Origin of the sequence: Catenibacterium sp., from assembly GCF_052354645.1 — a bacterium.
Classification (GTDB): Bacteria; Bacillota_I; Bacilli_A; order Erysipelotrichales; family Coprobacillaceae; genus Catenibacterium; species Catenibacterium mitsuoka_A.
The window spans coordinates 1-10,698 of record NZ_DAWDDM010000043.1 but is presented as its reverse complement, the minus strand read 5'-3'; the positions used below and the strand labels follow the sequence as shown (position 1 = coordinate 10,698).

Below are 10,698 nucleotides of genomic sequence, written 5' to 3'. Positions count from 1 at the left end.
ACATACGTTCTATGTTTGTTATTATGAAAATGGACATCCTTTATTTAAGGAACATGACATGACTTTAGAAGACTTTGCACAATTACGTGCTGAATATGAAGACTTTGAACTTGTAGGTGAAGTAGGCTGTCTTGGATTAAATGAAAAAGAATGTAATCTTTGTGCTAATATTTATGCATTAGCTCAGATGGCTGATCCAATCAAGAATGTTGATCTATTAGTACCAACTTATATTAAAGATGTTGAGGCTAAGAAAGCATGTTATTAAGAGAAATGCAGGAAGAAGATCTTGATGAAATTGAAAGACTAGAAGGGTTATTATTTACCCCTGCCTGGTCTAAAGAAGATTTTCTTCATGAATTAAAGACAAATGATTATGCTCATTATTATGTTCTTGTAGATGACAAAATTGTTGGTTATGCAGGATTCTGGTATGCTTATGAAAACTGTGAACTGACTACAATTGGTATTGATCCAAATTATCAGGGAAAAGGTCTTTCTAAGTTATTGATGGATTATGGATTAAAAGAAGGACATAATAAAGGATGTATGAATTATAGTTTGGAAGTACGTGTATCAAATGAACGTGCGATTCGTTTATATAAGAAGTATGGCTATGAGATATGTGCTATACGTAAAGATTATTATGCAGACCATGAGGATGCCTATCTCATGGTAAGAAAGGAGAAAAAATAATGGCTGTTATTCTAGCTATTGAATCAAGCTGTGATGAAATGAGTGTTGCAATTCTTAAGGATGGAAAAGAGTTATTAAGTCATGTTGTTGCATCACAGATTGATATCCATAAACAATATGGTGGTGTTGTTCCAGAAATTGCCAGTCGTAAGCATGTTGAATGTGTCAGCACTGTTTTAAAGGAAGCACTTAGTCAGGCAGATATTTCTATTGAGGAGATTGATGCAATTGCAGTCACTAAAGGACCAGGACTTGTAGGTTCTTTGCATGTTGGGATGCAGGAAGCCAAGACATTGGCTATTTACTTAAATAAGCCTTTGATTGGTGTACATCATATTGCGGGGCATATTTATGCCAATGAACTAGTAAATGATATTGAATATCCTGCAATGGCATTAGTTGTTTCAGGAGGACATACAGAACTTGTTTATATGAAAAAGGAATTCTCTTTCGAGGTCATTGGTACAACATTTGATGATGCGATTGGAGAAGCCTATGATAAGGTAGGACGTGTTTTACATCTTCCATATCCTGGAGGACCTGTATTAGATAAAATGGCACATGAGGGAACTCATAGCTATACACTTCCTAAACCACTTGATGATGGAAGCTATAACTTCAGCTTTAGTGGCTTAAAGAGCGCTGTCATCAACTTAAAGCATAATGCGGACCAAAGAGGAGAGAAAATCAATGGCAATGACTTAGCCTGCTCATTCCAGGATGTGGCTATGGATACGATTGCTTCTAAAGCTTTAGCAGCTGCTCATGATCTTGGTGTAAAGCAGATTATTGTAGCAGGTGGTGTAAGTGCGAACAAAGGTCTCAGAGAAAAAATGAGTACAAGTGATATTCCTGTTATTTTTCCACCATTGAAGCATTGTACAGATAATGCAGCAATGATTGCATCTGCTGCAAGTATCATGTATAAATATAATATGTTTGCCCCTTTGGACTTATCTGTTAAGCCGGACTATGACTTGGAGGCGGAAAGTGTAGGAGATAACTATGAGTAATGAAAAGAAACAGAAAATTTCACGTGCGACGATGACACGTTTTCCTGTTTATTTGAAGGCTTTAAGAGTTATGGGACATGAAGGTAAAGAAAACTTCTTATCGAGTGAACTTGCAGAAGTTACTCATATCCAGGATACGACTATTCGTCGTGATTTTGGCTTTTTACCTCAGAAGAATACACTTGGTAAAAGAGGCTATGGTTATGATACAAAAGAGATGATTGAAACGCTCAGTGATTTCTTAGGTTTAGGACTTGATGAACCTATTATTCTCATTGGTGTAGGTAACTTAGGTTCAGCTATTTTGAAATATAACCGCTGGAAATATACAGTGGGACAGATTGTCTGTGCTTATGATAAAGATGCTAATATTGAAGGTGAACGTTTTGGTGTTAAGATTCATAAGAGTGACGATTTGGAAAAGACATTCCCGAAGGACTGTAAGATTGCGATTCTCGCAATTTCTGATAATGTACAGGAAATGGTGGATCGTTTAGTGGCATTAGGGATTAAAGGCATTGTAGACTTCACCCACTCTCATTTCATTGTACCTCAGGGAGTAGAAGTACAGAATGTGGATGTTGTTGTCGCAATACAAGAATTAGAATTAAAAATGAAATCAAATACAAAGGAGTAAGAAGGATGTTTGAATTTATGACAGTAAGAGAACTTTATGAAATCTGTCGTGCAGATAACGCTGTAGAAACAGATAACGTAGAGTATGTAGAATTAGAAGGATGGGTAAGAACAAATAGAGATAGTGGTAAACTAGGATTCATCGCATTAAATGATGGTTCTTATTTTAGAAACTGTCAGGTTGTTTACTTAAAAGAAAAATTAAAGAACTTTGATGAAGTTTCACATATCTCAACTGGTTCAGCTATTCATGTATTAGGTAAGTTAAAATTAACACCTGATGCAAAGCAGCCATTTGAAGTAGAAGCCACTGAAATTATTCTTGAAGGTGACTGTGATAGTGATTATCCATTACAGAAGAAGAGACACTCTTTTGAATTTATGAGAGAAATCCCTCATTTAAGACCAAGAGCAAACTCATTCTATGCTATCTTCAGATTAAGATCTGTATTATCTATGGCTATTCATGAGTTCTTCCAGGATCAGGGATTCGTATATGTACATACACCACTCATTACATCTAATGATGGTGAAGGTGCTGGAGAAATGTTTAGAGTCACAACTATTGATGATACTGATTTCTCTAAGGATTTCTTTGAAAAAGAAGCTTACTTAACAGTAACAGGACAGTTACATGTAGAAGCATTCGCTATGGCATTTAGAGATGTATATACTTTTGGTCCTGCATTTAGAGCCGAAAACTCAAATACATCAAGACATGCCAGTGAATTCTGGATGGTAGAACCAGAAATCGCATTTGCGGATCTTGAAGATGATATGTGTTTAATTGAAGAAATGGTTAAATATTGTATTCAGTACTGCTTAGATAATGCTCCAGAAGAAATGAAATTCTTTGAACAGATGGTTGACCATGATTGTATCAACCGTATCACAAAGGTTAGAGATTCTCACTTTGCACGTATGACTTATACAGAAGCTATTGATCATCTATTAAAAGCTGATGTGAAGTTTGACAACAAGGTTGAATGGGGTATTGATTTAAATGCTGAACATGAACGTTATATCTGTGAAGAAGTTGTAGGTGGTCCTGTATTCTTAACAGATTATCCAAAAGAAATCAAAGCGTTCTATATGCGTTTAAATGATGACAACAAGACAGTTGCAGCATGTGACTTATTAGTACCAGGCATCGGTGAATTAGTTGGTGGTTCACAGAGAGAAGAACGTTATGATGTTCTTGAAAAGCTTATGGATGAAAAGGGCATGAACAAAGAAACACTACAGTGGTATATGGATTTACGCCGCTTTGGTGGATGTAAGCATGCTGGATTCGGTTTAGGTTTTGACCGTTTCTTAATGTATTTAACTGGTATGGCTAACATCAGAGATGTAGAACCATTCCCACGTACACCACGTAACTTAAAATTCTAAAAGACCACATACGTGGTCTTTTTTCTTAAAGGAAGTACTATTATGGATGAATTTAGTGGCATTAATGCTTTTTTTAATATGATTTATCATCATGACCGTGCTTTTTCTCGTGCTTTATTGGATTACCAATCTTTTAATGATTATCGACAGTGGTTAAGAAATCATCACATAGAATTTAAAGAACTTGATATGATTGATGAGTATTCATTCAGTATGATTCGTCCTGGTATGACAATCAAGGACGTATCCATGCTGACACATACTAATTTACAAGAAGGCTTACAACGTATCCGTTCTTTCCTTAAAGATAAGATTTTCTTATTTCTTATTCCTGGTATTAATAAAGAAATTAAAGACTATTCTTTTACAGGGGTGGACTATATCTTTACAATAAGCAAACCTTTTAAGCAGGAAGACTTGTCGTTCTTAGATCCATTTCCTGGACTACTCGAAGCTTTATTTTATGCAGATGAATGGCCTGGAGGACTCATATTTAATTCTCAACATGCAGCCTTTTATCCATTACATAGTATTTCCCAGGCAAAGGCATTACAAAAGAGAATCGATGAGAAGACAATGTTTAATAAAGAAGGTCATTCTTCATTTATTTATCAGTTATCTGATTTACATCTAGGCCCTAAAAAGAAGCTGAAAGCAGTCTCTAATTTACTAGATTCATTAGATGAATGTGATCAATATGCACAGAGTTCTCATCAAAAGCAGGTCTTTATTACAGGAGATCTTATGAACTCTCCTAATACAAAGAATATGTATCAGGCCAATAGCTTTATGACAATGATTAGGAAGAGATATAAGGCAGATATCAGCTTTGTGTTAGGTAACCATGATATGATAGTAAAAGGCCTGAGTATTGGTGGAAGACAACGTACAAAAGTCATAGCCTATTTACTAGGTGAAAAGATCAAGGTTATAGAAAAAGATAAGATTGTACTTGTAAAGATAGATTCTAATGCTGGTGGTAACTTAGCTAGAGGAATGATCACAAGAAGACAATTAGACCAAATAGACTCAGAACTTGCAGGTATAGAAAATCTAGAAAATTATACGATTGTGGTCTTACTACACCATCATGTATTTAAAGTCTCTAAGTCAGACTTCTTAAAAATACAATGGCGTGAAAAATCTATATTTGGAACTATATTGGATAAATCTAAAGCACTTGTAGATGCAGAAATGTTTGCCACATGGCTTCAACAGCGTCATATCAAATATGTGCTTCATGGTCATAAGCATGTGCCTTATTTCATGAATAAGAAAGGTACATACTATATCTCAGCAGGAAGTGCAACAGGCGGTTTAAAAGAAAGTGAAAGTCATTACTATTCTTATAATGTATTGCGTTATGATTATATGGATAAGAAGATGAAAACATGTCTGATCTTCTATGATGATAAAAAGAAATCAGAAAGGCAACGTGTTGAAGTATATTTAATGGAGGAAGATGAATGAAATTAGTTGATAAAATGAAAGATGAACGCTTAGGGATTGCGATTTTATATAATTTCTCTAAGGGATATGAAAAACCTGTTCCTATGGAACTTTATGATATTGTATTACCTTTTATCTATCATGATGCATTTAGAAAAGAAATTTTAAAGCATGAGACATTAAAAGATGTTATTGAAGCATCAATTGAAGCAGATCCACATTTTAAAGAAGTGATATTAGAAGCCGTTAATGATGATGAAGGCATTACTTCTAAAGCATTAGGTATGGCTATGATGGGTGGAATGCTCACATATGAGATGATTGATGGAAAAGTTTGTGGGAAATTACATGAAGCTGAAGTTTTAGACTTTAATGAATGTATTATTTTTGGTAAGATGATGCAGGACCATACAAAAGAAGAAATTCTTGATTTATTACATCAGGAACTTCGTATTGTCTTCTTGCAGGTAGAAACACTTGGAAAAGATGTGGATACACATATCTTTGATGATCTTGGAAGAGTGACTTATCATGAAAATGTAGACCAGTTAGATGTCATTTCTCTTTGTAAGGATGCAGATATTGTTATTACAAATAAGAATCTGTTTAGAAAAGTAGAAATTGACCGCTGTCCATATCTTAAGATGATTGCTGTTACAGCCACTGGTACAAACAACATAGATTTAGATTATGCAAAAGAAAAAGGAATCCGAGTAGCTAACGTAAAAGGATATTCTACTGAAGCTGTTGCCCAGCTTACTCTTGCATTATGTCTAGAACTTATTGAACATACATCACGCTATGATAGTTATGTAAAATCACAGCAATATGAAAAAGATAAGGTCTTCTCATTCTTTGGTTACTCGTTTCATGAATTATCTACTATGACTTGGGGAATTGTTGGTCTAGGCGCAATCGGTCAGCGCGTTGCACGTATTGCGGAAGCATTAGGATGTCAGGTGCAGTATTATTCTACAACTGGACATCATCAGGATGAACACTTCAAACAGGTGGATTTTGATACATTACTTAAAACAAGTGACATTATTTCTATTCATTCACCTCTTACAAAAGAGACAGAACATTTATTTGATGCAGAAGCTTTCAAGAAGATGAAAGATACAGCTTATCTCATTAATGTAGGACGTGGTCCTATTATCGATGAAGAAGCATTAAGTGATGCATTAAATAATAACCTTATTGCTGGAGCAGGTTTAGATGTATTTGAAAAAGAACCACTTCCTTCAACAAGCCCTTTATATAGTGTTGATTCTCAAAAGGTCGTTTTCACACCACATGTTGCATGGGGTTCAGTAGAAGCAAGACATCGTTTGATTCTTGAAGTACGTGAAAACATTATCGCTTTTATTAAAGGCGAGGACCGTAATAACTGTTAAAAAAGAAAAGGAGGAGCCTATAAGAAGGCAAGTGTACGGTCAGAGATGATCGGAATTAACGTCTGTGGACTAGCGATAGGTTGAAACAGAAACATTTGTTTATTGTAGCATTTAAAAAATGATTCAAATTATTATTGTATGTATTTTAGTATTACTTGGTATTTACTGTTTTAAGGTTTATCCATTAGAAAGAAGAAATACCAAAAAGCTCGCATTTAGTGCTTTAATTATTATCATCACATTGATTTTGAAGAGACTTACTATTATGGTACCGTTATTTGGTGCTGAAAGCTTAAAGATTGGTTTTGAATATATTCCTGTTATGTTAGCAGGTGTGATTCTTTCACCTAGCTACGCTTATCTCATTGGTTTAATTACTGATTTACTTGGTTTAGTAATATCTCCAACAGGATTCCCATTCTTTGGATTTACACTCAATCAGGTACTGATTGGTTTAATCCCATCATTGATTGCTGTAAAAGTAAAGAATGTAGATGGAAAACGATTCAGTAAGATTGTATGTCTCATGATTGCATTATTTGGTGGAGCAGGATCGCTTTTTGTTGCTTTACAAAAAACAATCTCTATCGGTAAAGTCATTTATACATTAACATTTTTACAAAAAGGTGTTATGATTGGGCTCTGCCTTATTGCCTCTATAGGTTTTATCTTGTTCATGTTGAAACGCACAAAGAATATGAAAGACAATGATGTGTCATTATTTGGTACTTGGCTATTAAGTGTTATTCTAGTAGAACTAGCAATTACATTCTGTTTAACACCTTTCTGGCTACAGATTATGTATGGCATTCCATTTGTGGTATCTGTAAGTATTCGTGTGATTAAGGCATGCTTTATTATTCCATTAGAAATCATTATTGGATTCCCATTATTGAAACAGATGGATAAATTATATAAATAGGAGTAAAGATATGGAATACCAGGTCACTGTAGACCAGTTTACTGGGCCGCTTGATCTTTTGCTTCATCTAATAAAAGAACATGACATGGATCTTCTTGATCTTGATGTAGCGGCTGTATGTGACCAGTATCTCGCTTATATTCAAACAATGGATCCTTCACTCTTAGAAGCTGTCTCTGAATATTTAGTTATGGCAGCCTGGCTTATTGAAATGAAAAGTAAACTATTACTTCCTAAGCCAGAAATAGATGAAGAAGATGATTACGAAGCAGAAAGAAAAAGAATGATTGAAAGACTGATTGAAAAGAACCGTATTAACGGTATCTTAGAAGCCTTTGAGGCTTCTTACGATAAACGTCAGACAATGCATTCTAAAATACCTTCAGCACTTGAAGAATATCTTCCTAGTGGTGAAGAAACTATTCCTGAGGGAATGGAAGTATATGATCTCATCAAGGCAATGCAGAGAGTGATGCAAAGACGTGCATTACTCCAGCCCCTTGAATCAAAGATTGCACGTGTAGAAATATCTATTGATGAAAGAACTGAACAGATCAGAAGCTATTTCTTACGTCATAAAGATAAAACTGTTGATTTTGAAGACTTGTTTGATGAAGGAGATCGCTATTTTGCGATAGTAACATTCCTTTCTATTCTTGTCTTAGTAAAAAACAGTGAATTATTGATTACTCAGAGTGGTAATTTTGAAAAGATTTATTTGAAAGGAACAAGCTATGGACAAGAATGAGTATTTATCAGTCATAGAAGGTATGCTTTATATCTATGGTGATGAAGGTGTTACAATTAAAGATGTTGCGGAAGCATTAGAAATCACTAAGAAAGAAGCATATGAATTGATGGATGAATTACTCTCTCTCTATGCTTCTAAAACAGTTAAGGGTGTAGATATATGTGATTTTGGTGGTACTTATAAGATGGTCACATTGCCTCAGCATGATGTCTATTATAAAAAGATGATGACTACAAGTGGTAGAAAACTATCTAAATCAGCTTTAGAAACATTAGCTATTGTGGCTTATTATCAGCCTGTTACTAGAATTCGTATTGAAGAAATACGTGGTGTAGGCTGTGAATCAATGATTCGTAAGCTTTTAGCACAAGCCCTTATTAAAGAAGTAGGACGTGATGATTCACCAGGTAAACCAGTCTTATATGGTGTTACTGATGAATTCATGGATGCTTTTAATTTAAAGAGCTTAGATGAATTACCAGAACTTAAAGAAATTGAATCTGAATTTGATGAAGAAGATATCTTCAATACAAAATATCAGGAAAAGGTAGAAGAAAAGCCAGAAACGAATTAGTTTCTGACTTTTTTTATGATTTACATTCTTTTAATAGTTTTAAACGACGTTTATAATATTCAATCTTTTCTTTAACCTGTTTCTTTACAGCTACAGAAGTTGATTCTGCAAGAGAAATGGTACCAAGCATGATCAAGAGTGTCACGATTGGCATTCCAAATAAGAATAACTTAGAATGACTAATAAAGAAAAGGATACCTAATACGACAATACTTATTAATGCATATCTTAATGTACGCATACCTAAGCAATAGCTATATATTTCTGCTCTCACATTATTGTAGGAATTCTCTAAGAAAGTAATGACCTCCTCACAGCTTTCTACATCAAGTGAAGCATCATCAATATTTGTTTCTATTTCAATGTGAAATGCCATAGTTCTACCTCCAATTCTCTACCATTATAACATTGAATTATAAAAAGAAAAGACATATACTTAAGAATGATTTTGTGTTATAGTGGTAGACACACAGAAATGAGGAAAATACAGTGCATATATGGGGACATTTTAAAACAATCACAAAACATAAGATATTAGTAGGAAAGCTATGCTTTAAAGTACATTTATATAAGCAGGGCTTATTACATGACTTATCTAAATATACTCCTACTGAATTTATTACAGGAATCAAGTATTATAAGGGTACTTATTCTCCTAATAGTGCTGAAAGAAATGAGAAAGGCTACTCAACAGCCTGGCTTCATCATAAAGGCCGTAATAAACATCATTGGGAATATTGGGTGGATTTTACTAGAAAAGGGCAGGTACCTGCTAAAATGCCTTATAATTATGTACTAGAGATGTTCTGTGATAGAGTTGCAGCAAGTAAGATATATGAAGGAAAGAATTATACAGATGCCTTTCCTCTACAATACTATGAATCAGGACAATATTCATATATATTACATCCTGAAACACGTGCCTTACTTCGTTTCATGCTTGTCTATTTAAAAGATCATGGACTTGATGATACAATCAAGATGATTAATAGACATCATGATTATGATGAATATTTTGTTGAATTTAAGGACGATTTCATGTAGATTAATTAATGGAAAAGAAAGGGTGAAAGCAATGGAAGAAAGATTACAAAAAGTCATTGCACAGAGTGGTTATACTTCACGTCGTAAAGCAGAAGAACTTATTCAGCAGGGTAAAGTCACTGTGAATGGTGAAGTGGTAACAGTGCTTGGTACTAAGGTCACTAAGAAAGATACAATCTGTGTCAATGGAAAAATTATTAATAAAGAAGATAAAGTTTATTATTTATTTTATAAACCAGAAAAATGCGTGTGTACTATGAGTGATGAACATGATCGTACATGTGTAGCTGATTATTTTGCAGATAGTAATGAGAGAGTTTATCCAGTAGGAAGACTTGACTATGATACAACAGGTGCTTTATTTATGACAAATGATGGTGAATTTGCGAACCTTATTATGCATCCATCTAGTCACTTAGAAAAAGTCTATGAAGTATCTGTTAAGGGATTACTTACCAAGGCTGAAAAGAACCAGCTAGAAAAAGGTATCTATCTAGAAGGTGTTAAAACATTACCTTGTGAAATTGCGATTACTGGAAATGATGAAGAACATGGTACAACTATGTTGATGATCCGTTTGGTAGAAGGTAAGAACAGACAGATCAAGAAGATGTTTGAAGAAGTAGGACATCCTGTGAAGCGTTTAAGAAGAATTATGATTGGTCCAATCGACTTAAAGGGATTAACTCCTGGTACTTATCGTCGTTTAAAGCCTAAAGAAGTCAATGTACTACGTACTATGGCTTTAAAAAAGAAGAACGCAAACAAAAAATAAAAGAGGCTGTCTCGAAATAAATGACAGTTTTCCAAAATAGAAAAATGCG

General features: G+C 34.3%; 12 protein-coding genes and 1 pseudogene. 12 read left to right on the top strand and 1 reads right to left on the bottom strand.

Annotated features, from left to right (window positions below):
• From ACT8VG_RS03365 to scpB, 10 genes and pseudogenes are all read left to right on the top strand, one after another.
• Positions 1–268 (top strand): annotated as a pseudogene (locus ACT8VG_RS03365) (tRNA (adenosine(37)-N6)-threonylcarbamoyltransferase complex dimerization subunit type 1 TsaB); the annotation flags it as partial.
• Positions 259–696 carry a ribosomal protein S18-alanine N-acetyltransferase gene (gene rimI / locus ACT8VG_RS03360; RefSeq protein ID WP_195920583.1) on the top strand — a complete coding sequence of 146 codons (438 nt, stop codon included), beginning with the start codon at positions 259–261 and terminating at the stop codon, positions 694–696. The pseudogene ACT8VG_RS03365 and the gene rimI, both read left to right, overlap by 10 nt.
• Positions 696–1,709: a tRNA (adenosine(37)-N6)-threonylcarbamoyltransferase complex transferase subunit TsaD gene (gene tsaD / locus ACT8VG_RS03355; RefSeq protein WP_444195200.1), complete on the top strand. Its 1,014-nt coding sequence runs from the start codon at positions 696–698 to the stop codon at positions 1,707–1,709. Before rimI ends, tsaD begins: the two co-directional genes overlap by 1 nt.
• On the top strand, positions 1,702–2,346 hold the full coding sequence (locus ACT8VG_RS03350; protein ID WP_022424247.1) for a redox-sensing transcriptional repressor Rex: 645 nt from the start codon (positions 1,702–1,704) through the stop codon (positions 2,344–2,346). Before tsaD ends, ACT8VG_RS03350 begins: the two co-directional genes overlap by 8 nt.
• 5 nt (positions 2,347–2,351) lie before the next feature.
• Positions 2,352–3,737, top strand: a complete 1,386-nt coding sequence (gene asnS, locus ACT8VG_RS03345; protein ID WP_117459222.1) for an asparagine--tRNA ligase — start codon at positions 2,352–2,354, stop codon at positions 3,735–3,737.
• A 42-nt stretch (positions 3,738–3,779) separates the two neighbouring features.
• Positions 3,780–5,207, top strand: coding sequence for a metallophosphoesterase family protein (locus ACT8VG_RS03340; protein WP_444195199.1), 1,428 nt, complete (start codon positions 3,780–3,782; stop codon positions 5,205–5,207).
• On the top strand, positions 5,204–6,583 hold the full coding sequence (locus tag ACT8VG_RS03335; RefSeq protein ID WP_444195198.1) for an NAD(P)-dependent oxidoreductase: 1,380 nt from the start codon (positions 5,204–5,206) through the stop codon (positions 6,581–6,583). The genes ACT8VG_RS03340 and ACT8VG_RS03335 overlap by 4 nt, the downstream gene beginning before the upstream one ends.
• A 118-nt stretch (positions 6,584–6,701) precedes the next feature.
• Positions 6,702–7,505 carry a folate family ECF transporter S component gene (locus tag ACT8VG_RS03330; RefSeq protein WP_432267171.1) on the top strand — a complete coding sequence of 268 codons (804 nt, stop codon included), beginning with the start codon at positions 6,702–6,704 and terminating at the stop codon, positions 7,503–7,505.
• A 10-nt stretch (positions 7,506–7,515) separates the two neighbouring features.
• Positions 7,516–8,253, top strand: coding sequence for a segregation and condensation protein A (locus tag ACT8VG_RS03325; protein WP_022424251.1), 738 nt, complete (start codon positions 7,516–7,518; stop codon positions 8,251–8,253).
• Positions 8,240–8,830, top strand: a complete 591-nt coding sequence (scpB, locus tag ACT8VG_RS03320) for an SMC-Scp complex subunit ScpB (RefSeq protein ID WP_006506915.1) — start codon at positions 8,240–8,242, stop codon at positions 8,828–8,830. Before ACT8VG_RS03325 ends, scpB begins: the two co-directional genes overlap by 14 nt.
• A 13-nt stretch (positions 8,831–8,843) precedes the next feature.
• Here scpB and ACT8VG_RS03315 read toward each other — a convergent pair whose 3' ends face one another.
• Complete coding sequence (locus ACT8VG_RS03315; protein WP_117460269.1) at positions 8,844–9,206, bottom strand: hypothetical protein; 363 nt, start codon at positions 9,204–9,206, stop codon at positions 8,844–8,846.
• Positions 9,207–9,319: 113 nt separating this feature from the next.
• On the opposite strand from ACT8VG_RS03315, the gene ACT8VG_RS03310 reads away from it, so the two are divergent.
• A complete protein-coding gene (locus ACT8VG_RS03310; RefSeq protein WP_022424253.1) occupies positions 9,320–9,874 on the top strand; it encodes a DUF5662 family protein in 555 nt (184 codons plus the stop codon).
• A 31-nt stretch (positions 9,875–9,905) separates the two neighbouring features.
• The gene (locus ACT8VG_RS03305) at positions 9,906–10,649 is read left to right on the top strand and encodes a pseudouridine synthase (protein WP_444195197.1); all 744 of its coding nucleotides are present in this window, start codon (positions 9,906–9,908) and stop codon (positions 10,647–10,649) included.
• Positions 10,650–10,698 lie beyond the last annotated feature (49 nt).

Excerpts from the sequence above, each read along its gene's own strand:
- rimI (WP_195920583.1), top strand. The coding sequence starts at position 259 with ATGTTATTAAGAGAAATGCAGGAAGAAGATCTTGATGAAATTGAAAGA.
- tsaD (WP_444195200.1), top strand. The coding sequence starts at position 696 with ATGGCTGTTATTCTAGCTATTGAATCAAGCTGTGATGAAATGAGTGTT.
- ACT8VG_RS03350 (WP_022424247.1), top strand. The coding sequence starts at position 1,702 with ATGAGTAATGAAAAGAAACAGAAAATTTCACGTGCGACGATGACACGT.
- asnS (WP_117459222.1), top strand. The coding sequence starts at position 2,352 with ATGTTTGAATTTATGACAGTAAGAGAACTTTATGAAATCTGTCGTGCA.
- ACT8VG_RS03340 (WP_444195199.1), top strand. The coding sequence starts at position 3,780 with ATGGATGAATTTAGTGGCATTAATGCTTTTTTTAATATGATTTATCAT.
- ACT8VG_RS03335 (WP_444195198.1), top strand. The coding sequence starts at position 5,204 with ATGAAATTAGTTGATAAAATGAAAGATGAACGCTTAGGGATTGCGATT.
- ACT8VG_RS03330 (WP_432267171.1), top strand. The coding sequence starts at position 6,702 with ATGATTCAAATTATTATTGTATGTATTTTAGTATTACTTGGTATTTAC.
- ACT8VG_RS03325 (WP_022424251.1), top strand. The coding sequence starts at position 7,516 with ATGGAATACCAGGTCACTGTAGACCAGTTTACTGGGCCGCTTGATCTT.
- scpB (WP_006506915.1), top strand. The coding sequence starts at position 8,240 with ATGGACAAGAATGAGTATTTATCAGTCATAGAAGGTATGCTTTATATC.
- ACT8VG_RS03315 (WP_117460269.1), bottom strand. The coding sequence starts at position 9,206 with ATGGCATTTCACATTGAAATAGAAACAAATATTGATGATGCTTCACTT.
- ACT8VG_RS03305 (WP_444195197.1), top strand. The coding sequence starts at position 9,906 with ATGGAAGAAAGATTACAAAAAGTCATTGCACAGAGTGGTTATACTTCA.